General features: G+C 57.5%; 17 protein-coding genes and 4 tRNA genes. 2 read left to right on the forward strand and 19 right to left on the reverse strand.

What is annotated here, in order from left to right; translation table 11 throughout:
- Positions 1 to 582: 582 nt before the first annotated feature.
- The 4 genes from JHL21_RS04155 to acs form a co-directional block, all read right to left on the reverse strand.
- Positions 583 to 1773: an MFS transporter gene (locus JHL21_RS04155; protein ID WP_200212033.1), complete on the reverse strand. Its 1191-nt coding sequence runs from the start codon at positions 1771 to 1773 to the stop codon at positions 583 to 585.
- Positions 1774 to 1897: 124 nt separating this feature from the next.
- Complete coding sequence (locus tag JHL21_RS04160; protein ID WP_199530934.1) at positions 1898 to 2677, reverse strand: UDP-2,3-diacylglucosamine diphosphatase; 780 nt, start codon at positions 2675 to 2677, stop codon at positions 1898 to 1900.
- Between the two features lie 95 nt (positions 2678 to 2772).
- The gene (locus tag JHL21_RS04165; protein WP_200212034.1) at positions 2773 to 3855 is read right to left on the reverse strand and encodes a glycoside hydrolase family 3 protein; all 1083 of its coding nucleotides are present in this window, start codon (positions 3853 to 3855) and stop codon (positions 2773 to 2775) included.
- A 207-nt stretch (positions 3856 to 4062) separates the two neighbouring features.
- On the reverse strand, positions 4063 to 6012 hold the full coding sequence (gene acs, locus JHL21_RS04170) for an acetate--CoA ligase (protein WP_200212035.1): 1950 nt from the start codon (positions 6010 to 6012) through the stop codon (positions 4063 to 4065).
- A 189-nt stretch (positions 6013 to 6201) separates the two neighbouring features.
- Between acs and JHL21_RS04175 the strand changes: the two genes are divergently transcribed.
- Positions 6202 to 6765, forward strand: a complete 564-nt coding sequence (locus tag JHL21_RS04175) for a hypothetical protein (RefSeq protein WP_200212036.1) — start codon at positions 6202 to 6204, stop codon at positions 6763 to 6765.
- On the opposite strand, the gene JHL21_RS04180 is transcribed toward JHL21_RS04175, so the two are convergent.
- From JHL21_RS04180 to JHL21_RS04215, 8 genes are all read right to left on the reverse strand, one after another.
- Positions 6762 to 8033 carry an oligosaccharide flippase family protein gene (locus JHL21_RS04180; RefSeq protein ID WP_200212038.1) on the reverse strand — a complete coding sequence of 424 codons (1272 nt, stop codon included), beginning with the start codon at positions 8031 to 8033 and terminating at the stop codon, positions 6762 to 6764. The two genes, JHL21_RS04175 and JHL21_RS04180, sit on opposite strands and share 4 nt — an antisense overlap.
- Positions 8030 to 9205: a peptidoglycan bridge formation glycyltransferase FemA/FemB family protein gene (locus JHL21_RS04185; RefSeq protein ID WP_200212040.1), complete on the reverse strand. Its 1176-nt coding sequence runs from the start codon at positions 9203 to 9205 to the stop codon at positions 8030 to 8032. The genes JHL21_RS04180 and JHL21_RS04185 overlap by 4 nt, the downstream gene beginning before the upstream one ends.
- Before the next feature lie 112 nt (positions 9206 to 9317).
- Positions 9318 to 10007: a YjbE family putative metal transport protein gene (locus JHL21_RS04190; RefSeq protein WP_169195206.1), complete on the reverse strand. Its 690-nt coding sequence runs from the start codon at positions 10005 to 10007 to the stop codon at positions 9318 to 9320.
- 193 nt (positions 10008 to 10200) lie between these two features.
- Positions 10201 to 10276, reverse strand: a tRNA-Lys gene (locus JHL21_RS04195).
- Between the two features lie 59 nt (positions 10277 to 10335).
- Positions 10336 to 10411, reverse strand: a tRNA-Lys gene (locus JHL21_RS04200).
- A gap of 59 nt (positions 10412 to 10470) precedes the next feature.
- Positions 10471 to 10546: transfer RNA gene (locus tag JHL21_RS04205), tRNA-Lys, on the reverse strand.
- Between the two features lie 54 nt (positions 10547 to 10600).
- Positions 10601 to 10676: transfer RNA gene (locus JHL21_RS04210), tRNA-Lys, on the reverse strand.
- A gap of 103 nt (positions 10677 to 10779) precedes the next feature.
- Entirely contained in the window at positions 10780 to 10995 is a 216-nt protein-coding gene (locus JHL21_RS04215) for a hypothetical protein (RefSeq protein WP_169195205.1), read from the reverse strand.
- A gap of 459 nt (positions 10996 to 11454) precedes the next feature.
- Here JHL21_RS04215 and JHL21_RS04220 point away from each other — a divergent pair, with 459 nt between their 5' ends.
- On the forward strand, positions 11455 to 12567 hold the full coding sequence (locus JHL21_RS04220; protein WP_200212041.1) for a pyridoxal phosphate-dependent aminotransferase: 1113 nt from the start codon (positions 11455 to 11457) through the stop codon (positions 12565 to 12567).
- On the opposite strand, the gene JHL21_RS04225 is transcribed toward JHL21_RS04220, so the two are convergent.
- From JHL21_RS04225 to JHL21_RS04250, 7 genes are all read right to left on the reverse strand, one after another.
- Positions 12552 to 13496, reverse strand: a complete 945-nt coding sequence (locus tag JHL21_RS04225) for an endonuclease/exonuclease/phosphatase family protein (RefSeq protein ID WP_200212042.1) — start codon at positions 13494 to 13496, stop codon at positions 12552 to 12554. The two genes, JHL21_RS04220 and JHL21_RS04225, sit on opposite strands and share 16 nt — an antisense overlap.
- Positions 13497 to 13620: 124 nt before the next feature.
- The gene (locus tag JHL21_RS04230) at positions 13621 to 15180 is read right to left on the reverse strand and encodes a 2-isopropylmalate synthase (protein WP_199530925.1); all 1560 of its coding nucleotides are present in this window, start codon (positions 15178 to 15180) and stop codon (positions 13621 to 13623) included.
- Between the two features lie 117 nt (positions 15181 to 15297).
- Complete coding sequence (locus JHL21_RS17865) at positions 15298 to 15432, reverse strand: hypothetical protein (protein ID WP_302052352.1); 135 nt, start codon at positions 15430 to 15432, stop codon at positions 15298 to 15300.
- 136 nt (positions 15433 to 15568) lie between these two features.
- Entirely contained in the window at positions 15569 to 16036 is a 468-nt protein-coding gene (locus tag JHL21_RS04235) for a GNAT family N-acetyltransferase (RefSeq protein ID WP_200212043.1), read from the reverse strand.
- A gap of 48 nt (positions 16037 to 16084) precedes the next feature.
- Positions 16085 to 16960: a PhzF family phenazine biosynthesis protein gene (locus JHL21_RS04240; RefSeq protein WP_200212044.1), complete on the reverse strand. Its 876-nt coding sequence runs from the start codon at positions 16958 to 16960 to the stop codon at positions 16085 to 16087.
- Positions 16957 to 17454 carry a heme-degrading domain-containing protein gene (locus JHL21_RS04245; RefSeq protein WP_200212045.1) on the reverse strand — a complete coding sequence of 166 codons (498 nt, stop codon included), beginning with the start codon at positions 17452 to 17454 and terminating at the stop codon, positions 16957 to 16959. Before JHL21_RS04245 ends, JHL21_RS04240 begins: the two co-directional genes overlap by 4 nt.
- Positions 17455 to 17456: 2 nt before the next feature.
- The gene (locus JHL21_RS04250) at positions 17457 to 17918 is read right to left on the reverse strand and encodes a GFA family protein (protein WP_200212046.1); all 462 of its coding nucleotides are present in this window, start codon (positions 17916 to 17918) and stop codon (positions 17457 to 17459) included.
- Between the last annotated feature and the right edge of the window lie 35 nt (positions 17919 to 17953).

Here is a 17953-nt window from a genome sequence, read left to right on the forward strand (position 1 = left end):
GGCAGCGTGTTGGCGCTGCAGAGCAATTGGTGGTTTTTTTTGGGGACGGAGGCGCGACTGTCTTATGGGCGAGCAGAAGCAGTATCTCTAGGAGGAGAATACAAGCTCTGGGGAGTGCGGGGTTAAGTGACGGGGCCGGACCAAGAGGCTGATGGAAGGCCCCCTCACCCGCCCCAAGAGGGGCGACCTCTCCCCCAAGGGAGAGGTGAAGGAGGATAGTGTAGTTACAGGCTGCGCGCAGTGACCCTTGGATTCAAGTCGACCGATCAGCACTTGCTCGCTGATCTCAAAGTGCAACGTCCTCGGGTCAGGCCCGAGGAGGACGGCTGGTGGGGTGGTTGTTCCACTGATGCGAAGGTAGGCCCCCTCACCCGACGCTGCGCGTCGACCAAGCCTTTCGAGCATAGCTCTCACGGCCTTCTCCGCTAAGGCAGAGGTACAGAGGCAGCTGCGTGGAAGATTGAAAAGCAGGACGGGATTTTATGAAGGCCCCCTCACCCGCCCCAAGTGGGGCGACCTCTCCCCGTGGGGGAGAGGTGAAGGAGCGAGAGCTACAAAGAGGTGGAGCGAGTTAAAAATGGCTCAGAGGGATTTTGGGGGTTTTAGTTTGAGCGAAATCAGAACGCAGACCACCGCTAGGGCGCAGGCGAGGACTGAGTAGAAGAACGCGAAACTACCGAGTGGCTGCATGAGAGCGCCGAAGACGATCAAACCCACCATCGCGGCGGCTTGCGTGAGCATGTTGGAGAAACCCTGCGCTTCAGCAGCGTTTTCTTCGCGGGTCCAATTGGCGATGAAGTGGACCATGCCAAAATAGCCCAGACCAAAACTCAAGGCGTGCAAGCACTGCGCGACATAGAGCAGCCAAACAGGCGGGCTGAAGGCCATGATGGCGAAGCGCACGAGCCCAGCAATCGCCGACACCATGATCATATTGCGCGCCGTGAACCGGCCGCCAAATTTGCGCCAGCCAAACATCAGGGCCGCTTCAGCAGCTGCCGATACGGCGAGCAATGGTCCGATGTGATAGCTGCCAATACCGTTCTCGTGCCAGAGCAGCGAGGCAAAGCCACCCATGATCGCATTGCCCCCGTTGACGAGAGCAAAGGCGACAAGTGGCAGAACAAACCAAAGCTTCAGCGAGTCTTTGAGGCGGCTGGGTGCGTTCTGATCGGCTGTGACGGCGGCAACAGTGAGCTGCGGCTCTGGGGCGCGAAAACGCGGGAGCAGGAACGCCAGAAGCGCACGCGCGACGACCACAGCGACATAGAGATAAACGAAGGCCTCTGCGCCCCAAGTGCTCAGAGCAGACCCCATGATAATGGCAGAAGCGACATAGCCAACTGTCGCCCAGGCGCGAATGACGCCAAAGTCTGTGCCGTTACGGCGGGTCATGCGCACAGTGGCCGCATCAATAACCGGGGGAACAAGGCCATTGCTCGAGGCACACAGGGCCCAAACGAACAATATCCCCCAGAATTCCGAAACGTAGAAGAGCGGCAAGGCAACCAAGGCCGAGACGATGGATAGACCTATCAGCGCCGTCCGCCAGTCATCGGCCTTATCAGCAATGCGTCCAACGACAACGTTGAGGATGAGCAGCAACAGGGTCGGCAAGGCATTGATAAAGCCAATTTGCTCAGCCTGAATGCCGTTCTCAAAGAGCCAGATGCCTAAGAAGACAGAAGCTACGCCACCGGGAAAATAAACGGTGAACTGATAGATTGTCGCGCGCAGCTCGGGAGTATCCCAGCGCGAAGCCAACGACTGCATGAAACTTGAACTCCGGCGCAAAACGGCGCCCCCAAAACCCTACATGAGCCGGAAGTTCAATTGACGCAAGGAGATTTTACGAGGTGACGCCAGAGGTCGCCAAAAACCGATAGGGTTCAGTTTCTTAGGTACGTTTTCGACCTGTCGTCGCGGTCATCTCCGTCCAGCGGATAAGCTCAAAATCGCCGGAATGATTTTCAACGACGGCTGTGCAGCTTTCGACCCAATCGCCGGTGTTGATGTATTGAATGCCCAAGCGGTCGTGCATGTCAGCGAGGTGAATATGACCGCAGATGACGCCATCGACACCAGTTTCCTTGGCCTCATGGACAAGGGCTTCCTCAAACCGCCCGATGACGGAAACGGCGTTTTTCACGCGCTGCTTGGCCCATGCACTGAGTGACCAGTATTGCAAACCAAGGCGACGGCGAACCCAATTGATGGCGCCGTTGACGCGCAGAGCTGCGTTGTAGGCCCAGTCGCCGACATGCGCGAGCCATTTGGCGTTCATCACCACCACGTCGAACTGATCACCGTGAATAACGAGATAGGTTTTTCCGGTGGCGGAGGTGTGGATGGTGCGCTCGACCAGCTCGATTTCACCGAAATAGGTGCCGAGATATTCGCGCAAAAATTCGTCGTGATTGCCCGGCAAGTAGACGACGCGCGCGCCAGCCTTGGCCTTGTCGAGAATGATCTGAACCAGCTGATTGTATTCTTCAGGCCAGTGCCACTGCTTGCCCAAGCGCCAGCCATCGACAATGTCGCCGACCAGATAAATCATATCGGCATCGTGGGCGCGCAGGAAGTCGATCAATTGCTTGATGCGGATCGGTTTCATACCGAGATGCACGTCGGACAGAAATAGCGCCCGGACATGTCGGGTTTGACGATCTTCGGCCATAAGCCAGGCGCCCTCGTTTCAAGCAGAACTTATACTATCGCTGGTCGCTATCGCTGAATACGCAAAAGCAGGCAAGTCAGAATTAAATCGCCAGCTCAACGGATACGCGACTTCAACGCGAGGATGCGTTGGTAACTCTGGTCAATATTTTTTGCAAATTCTGGGTCGCGTTCCGCCTCGGAAACGAGGATATCGCGGATTTCTTTCCCCAGTTCTGGTCGATATTCGGCCGTGTTGGAAAACAGAAGTACGTCCACACCGGCTCGGACAGCGCGCGTCACGGTCTGTTCGAGCGTGTAGTGATCGCGGATTGCACCCATTTCGAGATCGTCAGTGATGACTACGCCGTCAAAACCGATGTCACTGCGGAGCACGCCATCGATCCACTGCCGCGACAATGAGGACGGGGTTTTATCCCCCGCGTCGGAATAATCCGCGTGATAGAGGTGCCCGACCATGACCATGTCCATCAAACCATCCGCCTGCATGAGGCGATAAGGCTCAAGCTCGGCGTCAGACCAGGTTTTGGTGATGTCGACATAGCCTTCGTGACTATCGGCGGTCGACGAGCCGTGTCCGGGAAAATGCTTTAGCGCCGTCACCAAGCCCGCTTCATGATGCGCTTGGATAAAGGCACTGTCATAAGCTGCCACCACCGCAGGATCGGCCGAATAGGATCGACCAAACTTGGCGATGATCTGATTGTTGAGATTGGTATTGAGGTCTGCCACAGGGCCGAAATTGACCGAGAAGCCGACGTCGGCAATGCCGCGCGCCATTTCTGCATAGATCGTCTCGGCTTGCTCAACCGAGTTGACCGCTGCAATCCGGGCCGCATTTGGGATTTCTTTAAACCCAACATCTTTGGTCAGGCGTTCAACCGACCCGCCCTCTTGGTCGAGGGTGATGAAGGGCTTTACGTCTGGAGACGCGGCGCGAAAACTGGCGTTCAATTCGGCGACGCCGGCAAGGCTGGAGACATTCTTTTTCAAGAACATGACCCCGCCAATTGCCCCTTCCGCCAATTGCTCTGTAACGGCGACAACGCCCTTGGACGTGGGAGAAGTGCCTTCAAAGCCCACCACGACCATTTGCCCCGCCTTTTCGGCAAGGCTGGCAGCTGCGGCGGCGGAGACCGAACCCAAAAGCACAGCGATAAACGCAAAAGTTCGAAGCAAAGCAATCACCTGGTTACGCGCAGAGGAGCAAATGGACCGTCAAAAATGTCCATAGCGTGGTGAAAATGCATTTTTTAAGTGCAGAGCCAGCACCAAAGCGCGATAATGGCCCCAGGTGGACGCAATGCCGGATGTTCAACCTTTCATCCGACAACCATCATACTTTTCGGGCGGAGACCGCAGGGTCGCCGCCCGTTTTTTTTCGTTTTAGACCTTGTTCTGGCGGTTGGCGATGAGATCATCCACCACTGCTGGATCTGCTAGGGTCGAGGTATCGCCCAATGCGCCAAAGTCATTTTCGGCGACCTTGCGCAGGATACGGCGCATGATCTTGCCCGAACGGGTCTTCGGCAGGCCAGGAGCCCACTGAATATAGTCTGGCGACGCGATCGGACCGATTTCCTTACGAACCCAATTGCGCAGTTCAGCGCGCAACTCGTCACTGGAACTCTCACCAGCCATCAGCGTGACATAGCAATAAATGCCCTGCCCCTTGATGTCGTGTGGGAAGCCAACGACAGCGGCCTCGGATACCTTTGGATGGGCGACCAGAGCGCTTTCCACTTCGGCGGTGCCGAGGCGGTGACCCGAGACGTTGAGAACGTCGTCGACGCGGCCGGTGATCCAATAGTAGCCGTCTTCATCGCGACGGCAGCCGTCGCCAGTGAAGTAATAGCCCTTATAGGTCTCGAAATAGGTCGAAACGAAGCGACCATGATCGCCCCAAATGGTGCGCGCCTGACCCGGCCAAGAATCCTTGATGGCGAGAACGCCTTCGCCCTTGGTCTGATCCTGCAGCTTGCCTTCTGGCGAGAGCACAACCGGCTGAACGCCATAGAATGGCACAGTGGCTGAGCCCGGCTTAGTCGGTGTTGCACCCGGGAACGGAGCAATCATATGGCCACCGGTCTCGGTCTGCCACCACGCATCAACGATGCCGCAGCGGTCCTTACCGATGTGCTTGCGATACCACATCCATGCTTCTGGATTGATCGGTTCACCAACGGTTCCCAAGAGGCGGAGCGAAGGCATGTCATGCTTATCAGCATATTCCGAACCAGCACCCATCAGCGCGCGAATGGCGGTTGGTGCGGTGTGGAAGATGTTGACGTTATGACGCTCAACCACCTGCCAGAAACGGCTGGAGTCTGGCCAAGATGGAATACCTTCGAACATGACCGTGGTCGCGCCATTGGCGAGCGGGCCATAGACGATGTAGCTGTGGCCAGTGATCCAACCCACGTCCGCCGTGCACCAGAACACTTCGCCGCGACGATAGTCGAAGCTGCGCTCATGGGTCAGCGAGGCATAGGTGAGATAGCCGCCAGAGGTGTGCAGCACGCCCTTTGGCTTGCCGGTTGAACCAGAGGTGTAGAGGATGAACAGCGGATCTTCCGCATTCATTGGCTCTGGGTCATGGAAGGGTTCAACGCCAGCGGCGGCTTCATGCCACCAGACGTCGCGCGAGCCCTTCATGTCGACAGTGCCGCCCGTGTTCTCGACAACGAGCACCTTGGACACGCCGGGGCAATTCTGCAGGGCAGCATCGACGTTCGCCTTGAGGGGAACAGTCTTGCCACCGCGACGACCTTCGTCGGCGGTGATGACCAGCGATGAATCGCAGTCATTGATGCGACCAGCCAGCGAATCCGGCGAGAACCCGCCGAACACGACAGAGTGAACCGCGCCGATGCGCGCGCAAGCGAGCATGGCGTAGGCTGCCTCTGGAATCATTGGCAGGTAAATGGTGACGCGATCACCCTTTTTGACGCCCAGCTTCTTGAGGACGTTTGCACAGCGGCAGACTTTTTCATGCAGCGTGCGGTAGGTGATATGTAGTGCTTCGTCGGCCGGATTGTCCGGCTCCCAGATAATCGCAACGTCATCGCCACGCTCGGCAAGGTGCCGATCAATGCAGTTGGCAGCAACGTTCAGGACACCGTCTTCGAACCATTTGATCGAGACATCCGGATAGGCAAATGTGGTGTTCTTGATTGTCTTGGGGAAGCTTACCCAATCCAGCCGCTTGGCCTGGTCTGCCCAAAAACCATCGGGGTCTTCTACCGAGCGACGATAGTCGGCCTGGTATTGGTCCTGTTTGGTGTGGGTGTGCGCGAGTGCTTCAGCGCTTGGCTGGAATACGAGCTGTTCGCTCATAGGCATCCTCCCTTCGTCTCTCCCACAACTGTTCTACCTGACACCGCAACTATGCGGCAAGTACCGTGGGAGTCGCTGACCGTCTTACACCAGCATGGGGGCTTGCCGAAATGGCAGGTGAGAACCCATTAACAGCTAACCTGTTAGTGTGGCGAAACGCACCGAGATGCGTGTCCATGGAGGGGGCTCATGGCTGAGATGACAATTCGGGCAGCGACGCCCGCAGATATCGGCCTTGTGCACCGGCAGTTGGCTGCGGTGATCCACGAGTCACCCCATTATTCAGACCGTTTCAAAGCCCATGAGGCGGCGCGGCTGGACAAAACCTTCCTCCGCAATTTGCTCGCGATTGACCCGTGGCACATCATGATCATGTGCAGCGACGGTGTGCCGGGCGGCGCGATGGTTTCAGGTCCGGAATGCGGCGCAGTCTTCCGCTATTGGTCTTGGGTATTCCCCGAAGCACGGCAAACCAAGCTGGGCATGTTTGGCATGCGGGCCTTCGACGAGCATTGGGACAATGGCCGGTTTCACAAGGCCTATACCTATGTGCGGCCTGACAATGCCGTGGCGCGCGCATTGCTCAAACGCTACGGCTATCGGGAAACGGCGCTGCTGGAAAAGCACATTTTTGGCGAGGACTATCTCCTGATCGAGAAGTTCTACACGCGCCAGGACGGGCCGTATGACAGTGGCTATATGGGGCGTTTGGGCCGTCTTAAGAAACAGATCAGGCAGTTGGTCGGCGGCTAGCGCGCGAAATATTGGCGGATGGAAACATCGACCTTGGCGACCCGCCAAGCGATGAGCCAGAGCACCAGCGACCATAGGCTAATGGCGAGGCACGCCGAAACGGCCGCGCCGACGAGGCCATAGGCGGGCACGAGGGCCAGATTGCCCAAGACGAGCGCCGATAGGCCGATGAGCACGGCAGGAACGCTTGCCCAAGGGTGATCATAGATCGACAGCACCATGGCGGCCGGGCCCAAGAGCGAGCGCACCAGCAAGGCCAGCGACAGCAAGACCAAGGGCCACAGGCCAGCGCTAAAACCTTCACCAAAGATTGAAAGCGCCAAGGGGCCAAAGATGATGACCCCGACCAGCATCACCAGCGCCGCAAAGCTGGCGGCAAGATTTGCTTCCCCGACTTTACGCAAGAAGCCAGCCCGATCGGCATTGGCCTCGCGCTCGAAGATTTCGGGGAGAATGACGGCATAGACCGCAGCGACACCGAAAGACACCAGAACGAAAATTCGGCTGACGACGCCAAAGATCGCCAGATCCTCTTTGCTCAACTGGGTCGAGAGCAGCAGAAGGTCGATGTCGAAGAAGAAATCGGTGGCTAGACCAATGATCACCCAAGGCAGGGCAAAGCGCCACCAGCGGCGGGTTTCGGGCTGCGGCGGCTCGAGCGCAATGGGAAGCTTGCGCAGGATCGCAAGAACATAGGCGAACTGCAGTGCGGCAATCGCCAGAAAACCGAAGGCAATGGCCCACAGCAGGGTGGTGAAGCCTTGGGTCGGTTGCTCGATGAAGTTGAGACAGACGAGGAAAGTGGCGACCACCATCATCGGTCGGAAAAGGCTATCGGCGAAATAGCCCGCATAGGGGCGCTTGAGGCCGACGAGAACGGCACCACTGATGTAGTTGACCGCAGTGGCACAGGCCAGAATGACGATGGGCAGATGCAGCGCGCCCTGCCCCAAAACCGCCAGTACCAGAACAATGCCGAAGCAGATCGCGACATGGGCATAAGCGCGCTTGATAAAGGCGACGAGTTTTCCGGTTTCGCGCTTGGCCGCATATTCGGCAACGAAGTAAGTGCCGATGGTCTGAAAGCCCAGGGGCATGAAGCAGGCAATCAGATTTACCGCTGCAATGGCGAGCATATAATCGGCGAGGATAGCTGCGCCCCATGCGCGGGCAATCAGCGCCTGGACGATAAAGGTGAGCCCCGCCCCCGCAAGGCGACTGGCAAAAATAATGCTCGACTGCGACGCGAGCCGTCCGACAAAACTCATGAAAACTGTCGATCCAAGGGCGGTAATGGTTGATCGGACTGGGCAATATTGCGGTTGGCGCGACTGAGAGTGCGGCGCAGGCGATGAAGCATTTCTCGCGCGCTCAAGGCCCCAACTCCCAAGGCATAGGCCAGAGGGTTAGAGGCATAATTGACCACGGGAGGGACCGGGGTAATGACGCCACGCGACCCCACCATCCCTTTTTTGAACTGATGGAGGCCGAGGAAACCATCGGTCCCACCGAGATCATACCAATCGGCATCTGTGTTCTGGCTCAGCCATTGGATGATGTGGAAGTGGAGGAAGTAGCCCGCGCGCAAAGGCAGCGCCGCAGCATTGGTCGCGCCATAGAGATAAACGGCGCGCTTGCCAGCTTTAAAAATGACCGCGCCCGCTACAAGCGCGTCCCCCTCGTAGACATAGAACAGCGCGGGGCGCAGCGCGGGATCGAGCGCGAAGAGCTTATCCAGCGTGTCAAAGGCGGAAAAATCGGGGAACAGCTTGCGCTCTGACATAGCGGCATAGAGTGACTTGAACGCACTGAGCTGTTCGGGCTGGACGTGTTCGAACCGCAGATTGTTTTTCTCAGACTTGGTGAGCTGGCGTCGCCAAGTTTGATCAAAGCTGGCGCGCAGCTCAGCCTCTGAAAGTTGCAGTTTTACAAGATAGCGATCGGGATAGGTCAGCGCATAGCCGCGCTTGAACCCGGCCCCGCGCAGTGCAGCATAATCAGCATTGTCCGGATCGGTGCTGGCATGGGGAAGGATCGACACCAACATCCCGCGCTTATCGGCATATTCGGCCTTCAGCGCTGCCACCATAGCGCTATAGATTGCATCAGCTTCTGGATGCTGGGTGTCAGCGATCATCGGCGCCCACTTGGCTATGGCGATAGAGGATAGCCCACCGGGCAAGCGCTGAATCATGATCAGCACACCACCAACCGGCACATTGCTGACGTAAAACAGATTGGGCTCCAAAGTGACGGAGGGCCAGCGCAATTGAGCAAAGGCGAAGATCTGCTCCTGACAGACCGTGTCGAACCCCGAAATGATCGCATCCCAATCATCGGCACTGACCAGCCGACGTGTCAGCTCGATAGTATCCGCCCGAAGCGCGCCGCTCGGACGCAACATCTCGACGCGATCAACAGAACTAACTGCAGCGGACATAAAAACATCTTCCGGACGGCATTCAACATCCGAAAGATAAAACGCTCACATGTTTAAATTCCTACTGCGACAGTGAAAGCCCAGAGAGCTTTTCACTATCGTTTCGCAACTCTTAATGTGCAGCCGCCACATGCGGCGTGTAGAGGAACGGAATTTCCGGAATAGCAACAAAGCTACCAACGCCCTCGAGCAACATCCGAACGGCGACAAAGAGAATGATGAGTAGACCAACCCAAGCGATCCAGCGGAACTTGTGCAGGAGACGCGCAATAAAAGACGCCGCGACGCCCATGAGCACTACGGAAAGCGCCAGACCAAAGACCATTGCTTCGATGTGATGTTGCGCTGCGCCGGCTACCGCCAAAACATTGTCCAGCGACATGGACACGTCGGCGATAACGATCTGGGTCACCGCCTGCCGAAGGGTTTTCTTTGGTGCCTTGCCGGCAACACGTCCGTCAGCATTGATATCAGCATTGTCGAGGGCTTCATGCGCCTCAACTTCATCCTGATGGGAAACACTGAGTTCGCGGTACATTTTCCAGCAAACCCAGAACAGCAGCGCGCCCCCAGCAACGAGCAAGCCTCCGCCCAGAGAGAGAAGCTCGGTGGTGATCAACGCAAAAATAATGCGCAGTCCCGTAGCGGCCAGAATACCGATGAGAATTGCTTTACGACGCAGGTCGGAGGCTAGCCCGGCCGCGGCCAAACCAATGACCACCGCGTTATCACCAGCAAGGACGAGATCGATAAAAATTACTTGTAGGAGCGATGACAGAAAACTCGAGTCTATGCCAAACATCGAAAAATTGTCCCAGAGTATTGGCAGCGCTATACGCCTGCTCGGCCAAGCTGGGAATGCTCTTTGTCAGGCACAAATCACACACAAGCCATGACACTTGCGCATAGGACGAGCCGAGAGCCTTGATTAAGAGGCTATCGTGCGGCCAGAACAGAATTTTAAGATTAGAAAATCCACAAAGACCTGAAGGCCTTGGTGGGTGCACAAGGGCTCGAACCTTGGACCCGCTGATTAAGAGTCAGCTGCTCTACCATCTGAGCTATGCACCCGTAAGGGTTTGGGTGATTTCTCACCCCTTCGTATTCTGACCACCGAGGTTAGAAAACCTTGGTGGGTGCACAAGGGCTCGAACCTTGGACCCGCTGATTAAGAGTCAGCTGCTCTACCATCTGAGCTATGCACCCGTAAGGGTTTGGATGATTTCTCATCCCTTCGTATTCGGACCACCGAGGTTAGAAAACCTTGGTGGGTGCACAAGGGCTCGAACCTTGGACCCGCTGATTAAGAGTCAGCTGCTCTACCATCTGAGCTATGCACCCGAAAGGGTTTGGCCGGAGCCAAGAAACAAAACCTCAATGAAGAGATTTAGACTTTGGTGGGTGCACAAGGGCTCGAACCTTGGACCCGCTGATTAAGAGTCAGCTGCTCTACCATCTGAGCTATGCACCCGAAGGCGGTGTGAACCGCCGTCACCAAAGTGGGTGCTATGTAACAAGCGAGTTTCCGACTGTCCAGCGTGAAAAATGCTGGATGTGTATAACTTTGCTGAGAGTTAGGCAGGCTGTGCTTTTCGGCACCGCAGATAGGAATAGTCTGACATTTCAACGACATTGGCGCCGAAGGTGGACAGCTGCGCCTGCTGATCTTCCAACAACGTTACCGTGCGCGCGATGATGTATCGAATCTCCTCAGTCCGGTCGTCATCCCCCTCGAGAATGGACACGGCGCGCAACAGGTAGTCACGTGCGAGCAGGTGCGATGATTGCATAGGAGGCTCCGCAATGAGTTTTGGAGAAGACACTGGTTGAAACAGGCGCGAATTTGCCTGACCCAAGTTGCAGCGCTGTTGCACTGTCCGACGCAGATTAAGTCAAATGCGACAGATTCCAGTAAAGTGCTGTGGGTATGTAAAATTTGTCGATACGGATGAGTTTAATCACGGGGGCGAGAGGTGTGGTTTTGGGGTGCGTTTTGACCTGTGATATTTCAGGGGTTTAGGGTGTGGTTGGAGGTGTGGTGGGCCCCTCACCCGACGCGACGCGTCGACCAAGCCATTCGAGCGTAGCTCTCACGGCCTTCTCCGCTAAGATCGGTCCACCGGAGCGATCTCTTCACGCTGCGAAGCCCCCAATGGGGCCAGGTGAAGAGAACAGCGACGAAAAACCTGGGGTCGGGGTGGCTTGCCTGAGGGTAGACTGGGGGACGATTCGTACGAAGGAATAGCCCTGTGCCCGTCCCGCCATTCACCGCAGTGGTCGATACTCTGCCCGAAACTGTACCCTTTGTCGGGCCCGAAGCGATTGAGCGGCGGACCGGAATTAAGACGCGCGCGCGTATCGGCGCCAATGAATCTGTCTTTGGCCCGAGCCCAAAAGCGCTGCAAGCCATTCGCGACAATGCCGACAGTGTTTGGTCTTATGGCGACCCAGAGAATTTTGAGCTGCAGCATGCTCTCGCCGCCAAGTTCGGGGTCTCGCCAGATGAGATCACCATTGGTGAGGGCATTGACGGGCTGATGAGCTGGGTCGTTCGCCTGTTTATCGCACCGGGCGATAAGGTGGTTATGGCGGCGGGTGGCTATCCGACGTTTATTTATCATGTGTCGGGCTATGGCGGGGATTTGCACTACGTCCCCTATATGCGCGACCATGAAGATCCAATCGCCTTGGCCTCAAAGGCCCGCGAAGTGGGCGCGAAAATGGTCTATCTCGCCAATCCGGACAATCCGATGGGAACCTGGTGGCCCGCCGAGACCATTCAGGCATTTATTGATGCTGTGCCGGAAGACTGCATCATCGTGCTCGATGAAGCCTATGGCGAATGCGCGCCCGAAGGCACAATGCCCGCCATCGACACGTCGCGCCCCAATGTCTTGCGCATGCGAACCTTCTCGAAAGCCTATGGCCTGGCTGGGATGCGCTGTGGCTATGCCATTGGCAATGCGCGCCTAACCCGCGCCTTCAACCGCATCCGCAACCATTTTGGTATTACCCGCCTGACCCAAGCGGCGGCCCTCACTGCGCTGCAGGACGAAGCACACTTGCAATGGGCGCTAAACTCGATTGATGCGTCGCGTGAGCGTCTTTACGCCATCGCCAGAGAACACGGGCTAGAGCCCATTCCATCGGCGACCAATTTCGTGACCATTGATTGCAAGCGCGATGGCGCGTTTGCCAAGGCCGTGCTCGACGCGCTGGCCGAACAGGGCGTGTTTATCCGCAAGCCCGGATCGCCGGGGCATGACCGGTGTATCCGCGTTAGCTGTGGGCCTGAGCGCGAGATGGATATTTTCGCTGCAGCGCTACCCATTGCGCTCAAGCAGGCTCAGGGCGACGCGTAAAGACTGATTTCTGCGCGCAACGGCAAATGATTGGACCCTAGAGGATCACCCGCCTCTAGGGTTTTTATACGCGCATTGCCGCGCGAGAAGACGTTGTCGATTGGCACGCCGAGCAGCCCGAGATTGACGGGCCAAGTGGCCGAGGGCCAGCCGCCGATTGCAAGGCCTTGATTGGCGGCCAGCGTGGCCAGCGGATCGGACCAAGGGGCGGTATTAAAATCGCCAGCCATGACGACTGGGCCTTCGATGGTCTTGAGGAACTCGCCGACGGCCTGAAGCTCAACCCAGGAGGCCCCATCAAAATAGGGTTTGGAGAGGTGTACGCCGACAATGGTGACGGTCTCGCCATTGAGCGTCAGTTCGGCAGAGACGAGACGATCGCGGGAGAATGGGGGCAAGCGCTGCACACGGGCATTTGCCATCGGCAAAGCGGAGTGAAGCGATATATCGCACGCCTTCCCCTCTTCGCAGCCGACGCTATAGGGCAAGGCGCGCTTGAGCCGATCAAACTGATGGCTGATGCCGGGGCTCTCCAAGATCAGTGCAACATCGGGCGGGTTGGCCAGAATGCCATCCACCAGCTTGGAAGGCGTGGGATTGTCAAACAAGACATTGAACGAGACCAGCGAGAATTCTGCTTTGGGCGCTTCATAAATCGGCGGACGACGCCCGAGGTAGTCGCGGACATAGGTGACGCTGTGAACGGCACCGGCGATCATGATGAAAAGCAGGAGTGTGCCGCGCAGACGCGCGCCAGCGATCATCGCGCCGATGGCGAAAATCGCGCCGAGCCCGAGGATGTGAAAGCGCAGGGTTTGGAGCAAGAGCTCGCCCGGCAGGCCCGGCAAATACCAGATCAACCCGAGCAGACCGAGCACAACCAAACCTAGCGCCAGCATGGCGCCGCGGAATTCTGCACGTTTGAGCATCAACACTCCATCATCACCCGAGTGACCGGCTAGACCAGTTTCGACAGCTCAGTGCAAGTGCGCAAAACAAAAGGCCCCGGCTTATCGCCGAGGCCCATAATGACACTTGCGTGTTTAAAACCGATTAGCCTGCCAGCGCGCCTTGTGCGGCAGCACCACGCTCGATGACAACACGGTTGAGTGCGTTGAGATAAGCGCGGGCCGAAGCCACCAGAGTATCAGGCTCGGCAGCATTGCCCGAGGCGATACGGCCGTTCATTTCGAGGCGAACGTGGGCCGATGCCTGCGCATCGGTGCCCCCGGTTACGCCGTCGACCGCATAGAGAACCAGATGCGGGTTAGCGTCTGCGGCCAACTTGATGGCGTTGAAGATCGCGTCAACCGAGCCCGTGCCTTCATAGGTCACGGACTTTTCTTCGCCCTCAATGGTGACGGTCAAATTGCACTTGTGAATGCCGCCGGTCTTGGAGATGACTTCGAGATCAACCAGCTTGATGCGATCGCCAGCCGAACCGACTTCGTCATCAACCAGCGCTACAAGGTCAGCGTCGTAAACGTGCTTCTTGCGGTCAGCCAGATCCTTGAAGCGCTGGAAGGCTTCTTGGAAGGCATTGTCGCCCAGCTCGTAGCCCAATTCCTTGAGCTTATCCTTGAACGCAGCGCGGCCCGAATGCTTGCCCATGACCAAGGTGGTTTCCTTGATGCCGACGCTCGCCGGGGTCATGATTTCATAGGTTTCAGCATTCTTGAGCATGCCGTCCTGGTGGATGCCGCTCTCATGGGCGAAGGCGTTCTTGCCGACGATGGCCTTGTTATACTGAACCGGGAAATTCGCAGCGGCTGCCACAATACGGCTGGCGCGCGAGAGGTGTGTGGTTTCGATTTCGGAATAGAACGGCATCGCGTCGCCGCGAGTGCGCAGCGCCATGACGACTTCTTCCAAGGCCGCATTACCAGCACGTTCGCCCAAGCCGTTGATCGTGCATTCAATCTGACGCGCGCCACCGGCAACACCGGCGAGCGAATTGGCAACAGCCATGCCCAGATCGTTATGGCAGTGAACCGAGAAGATCGCCTTATCCGAGTTCGGCACGCCTTCGATGACGGTCTTGAACATGCGGAAATGTTCGTCCGGCACAGCGTAACCAACCGTATCCGGCAGGTTGATGGTGGTCGCACCAGCACGGATGGCGGTGTCGACGCAGCGCATCAGGAATTCAATTGGCGTGCGGGTCGCGTCCATTGCGGACCACTCGACGTCGTCGATGAGGTTGCGAGCCTGCGCCACGGTACGCGCAATGATCTCGATCACTTCGTCTTCTGTCTTCTTCATCTGGTGGGCCAGATGGATCGGCGAGGTCGAAACGAAGGTATGGATACGGCCAGCATTGGCGTGGCGCACAGCTTCAGCGGCGCGATCAATGTCGGCGGTGATGGCGCGAGCCAGACCTGCAACGCGCGCGTTCTTGACGTGCTTGGCAACGGCGACAACGGCTTCAAAGTCACCGTTCGAGGCAATTGGGAAACCGGCTTCGATAATGTCGACGCCCATTTCGTCCAGAGTTTCAGCAACCTGCAGCTTTTCTTCCAGCGTCATCGTCGCGCCGGGCGACTGCTCACCATCACGCAGGGTGGTGTCAAAGATGAAGACACGTTCTTTATTGGAATTGGTTGCAGCGGTCATACTAGTCTCTTTCTTATCGGCCCGGGCGCAAAGGCTCACTGGACCGGACAAAATCTCTGTTCGGTTTAAGATGCGCACTCCCCTGACCACCCGCTCGCAAAATCGAGCTGTCGGTTATCAGGGGCTGATAAGAAGGAGGAGAAGTAGTGGAAGCAGCGACAGCGCAGCAACAATCGCGAGCTTGGTCTGGTTGACCTGCTGCTGAGCGACTGCAATGGCTTTGGCGCGGTTGCGCTGCATACGAGTACCCAAGAGTACGGCTTCTGATAATTCCAACAATGCGCGAACTGAAAGCACGTTGCAAGACCAATGTGACAAAATGCGTTCGATTAGCAGCAGAGAGGCTTGAAAAATAACGAGCCGGATCAGGAAGATTTTATGAACTGGGTTATTCTTGCCGTTTGCTGACCCTGCGCATTTCAAAGCCGGTTTTTGTATTGGCAAAGCCGCAATTGGCATAGAAACCGAGGACTTCGGGCTTTGCTGAGCCGGTGAGCAGCATGATCTTGTAGCAGTCGGCGAGCCAGGCGTGGTCGATGACGGTGCTGAGGAGGTGTCGACCAAACCCCTGCTTGCGGAAATCGGCGTGAGTGACGACGTTTTCAAGCAAAGCGAACGGGCGACCACCTCGGGTGAGATTCGGTACGATCACGACGGTTACGGTGGCGACGACCTGGGTGTCGACCAAGGCGATGAACACGCCACTGCCCGACATGGCGGCAAACCGCGCCAGATTTGCCTTAAGCGTATCTGCGCGCAGCACAGGGTCATCGGGATGCAGCTGGCGATAGAGGATGGCAAGACCCGCAAGATCGTCGGCCGTCGCCAAGCGTATGGTGCTTGCGGATATCGCCATGTTCATCTCCCTGTGCGTTGCAATAGAGAGGCGAATTCAGCCCCTCCCCTAAAGCTCCAGTGTGCCGGAGGCGATGATCACCGCGTCGCCACCGATGGCCGCGTGGGTCAGTGCCCCAGCCTCTTTCTTAATGTGGATGGTCATTCGACACGGCCGGCCCATTTCATGGCCCTGGCGCAGAGCATAATCAGCATGCTCATTGTCTCCGAGCTGTGTGGCCAACATGCCGATGAGAGCGGCAGCGGCGGAGCCTGTGCCGGGGTCCTCGAGGCGAGCGTTGAACATGCGCGCGGCGATGTCGACGCCGGGTTCGTTGGGAGTGAGGGTGAAAATATAGGCCGAGTTCCGCGCGAAGGGGAAAGCCTTCTCCCAGATCAGCGCATTGGGTTTGATGCGCTTGAGCACTTCCGTGCTGCGCACCGGAATGAGGTGGAAGGGATTACCCGCCGAGTAGCCTGCAGGCTTATAGAACTCGCAACCGATATCCTCCGGCTCAAGACCTAGCGCCTGGGCGATGGTGAGCGTATCGGGGAGATCGCCGACAAACTCGGGAAACTTCGGCAGGGTAAAGCGCGCGGAGCCCGTGCGGTGGTCGATCTTTTCGACGAGAGCTGAAACGAGCCCTATCTGCTCCTCAATCCGAACCACCCCGCCCCGACCGTTGAGGCCGAGAACCACAGCGGCGCCAACGGTCGGATGCCCGGCAAAAGGCAACTCCTGCGTGGGCGTGAAAATGCGGATTGAGGCCGCATTCCGCTCAGACACAGGTTTGAGGAAAAACACCGTTTCGGAGAGATTGAACTCCTTGGCGATGGCCTGCATCTCGTCGTCCAACAACCCCGTGGCATCGGTAAGGACAGCGAGAGGATTGCCGCGCAAAGGCGAGCGGGTAAAGACGTCGAGAAGCAGGTAATCGCGTTTCACGCTGCAGTCTCCGGCAGAGCATAGTCACCGCGCGCCTTGCCCAGATAGTCGCAGAGCGCATCAACGACGACGCCGTGATCCTTACGGCCGGGCAGACCCGAAATCGTGATGGTACCAATAATGCCTGCGCCCGGTACGCGAACCGGGAAACCTCCGCCCGCAATCACATAATCAGCGGGATCGGCACCTGACTGCGGCGAGAATGGCACTTCGCCACGTTCGAGCACGAGGCGGTAGGATGCGCGCTGGAAACGGCGCACGGAATTGATCTTGCGACGGACCCATTCAGCATTGTCTGCGCCCGTTCCTTCAATCGCCGTAAAGAACAATTGGCGGTCCCAAGTGCGAATATCGCAGACGAGGACTAGGCCTTCCGCCAGCGCGCGGGCGCGTATTGCCGTGCCAATGGCATAAGCGACGTCTTCGTTAAATGCAGGCAGGACAAGCTCCAGTTCCTGCCGTTTCACCAGGGCAATTTCGTCGTCTTTGATCATATTCAAACCTCGTTCGCCCACGCCCATGCCTGGATGAGGGGTTCGCGGCTCGGTGGGCCTTTTGGAAAATTGACAAGTGTTGGATCAATGGGCGCCCAAGACGCAGCGCTATCCGTCCAGATATTGCCGACTGGCTTGGCCCAACTGATATCATCCAGCGTTCCGGCGCGCACAATGCGGAAACCGGGGCTTTGCGGATCGTTCCAGAGCCAGCTGTAGCAGGTGGAGCAAAAGTTCATGGCAATAATATTGCCGCTGTCGGCGGTGCGCCGATAGGTGACAACCTCGCCGGTGACAGAAAAACTCGCGTCCGGAACAACGACCGGCATGCCCCATGACGAGCCAGACGCGCGCTGGCAGTCTTTGCAGTGGCAGTTATAGACGGTCAGGGGCGGCGCGCTCAGCGTGTAGCGGACTTGCCCGCAGCTACATCCACCCGAAACCGGAAATTTTGGTAGTGCCATCTCGCCCCTCCAGACGATCAGCCAGCGACTCCCCG

This window comes from Devosia sp. WQ 349K1, assembly GCF_016595685.1.
GTDB lineage: Bacteria > Pseudomonadota > Alphaproteobacteria > Rhizobiales > Devosiaceae > Devosia.

What these genes read in the sequence shown, in the direction of transcription:
- JHL21_RS04160 (WP_199530934.1), bottom strand. Translation starts at nt 2,677, where the DNA reads ATGGCCGAAGATCGTCAAACCCGACATGTCCGGGCGCTATTTCTGTCC.
- JHL21_RS04155 (WP_200212033.1), bottom strand. Translation starts at nt 1,773, where the DNA reads ATGCAGTCGTTGGCTTCGCGCTGGGATACTCCCGAGCTGCGCGCGACA.
- JHL21_RS04180 (WP_200212038.1), bottom strand. Translation starts at nt 8,033, where the DNA reads ATGAGTTTTGTCGGACGGCTCGCGTCGCAGTCGAGCATTATTTTTGCC.
- acs (WP_200212035.1), bottom strand. Translation starts at nt 6,012, where the DNA reads ATGAGCGAACAGCTCGTATTCCAGCCAAGCGCTGAAGCACTCGCGCAC.
- JHL21_RS04245 (WP_200212045.1), bottom strand. Translation starts at nt 17,454, where the DNA reads ATGATCAAAGACGACGAAATTGCCCTGGTGAAACGGCAGGAACTGGAG.
- JHL21_RS04185 (WP_200212040.1), bottom strand. Translation starts at nt 9,205, where the DNA reads ATGTCCGCTGCAGTTAGTTCTGTTGATCGCGTCGAGATGTTGCGTCCG.
- JHL21_RS04230 (WP_199530925.1), bottom strand. Translation starts at nt 15,180, where the DNA reads ATGACCGCTGCAACCAATTCCAATAAAGAACGTGTCTTCATCTTTGAC.
- JHL21_RS04215 (WP_169195205.1), bottom strand. Translation starts at nt 10,995, where the DNA reads ATGCAATCATCGCACCTGCTCGCACGTGACTACCTGTTGCGCGCCGTG.
- JHL21_RS04235 (WP_200212043.1), bottom strand. Translation starts at nt 16,036, where the DNA reads ATGGCGATATCCGCAAGCACCATACGCTTGGCGACGGCCGACGATCTT.
- JHL21_RS04225 (WP_200212042.1), bottom strand. Translation starts at nt 13,496, where the DNA reads ATGCTCAAACGTGCAGAATTCCGCGGCGCCATGCTGGCGCTAGGTTTG.
- JHL21_RS04190 (WP_169195206.1), bottom strand. Translation starts at nt 10,007, where the DNA reads ATGTTTGGCATAGACTCGAGTTTTCTGTCATCGCTCCTACAAGTAATT.
- JHL21_RS04175 (WP_200212036.1), top strand. Translation starts at nt 6,202, where the DNA reads ATGGCTGAGATGACAATTCGGGCAGCGACGCCCGCAGATATCGGCCTT.
- JHL21_RS04250 (WP_200212046.1), bottom strand. Translation starts at nt 17,918, where the DNA reads ATGGCACTACCAAAATTTCCGGTTTCGGGTGGATGTAGCTGCGGGCAA.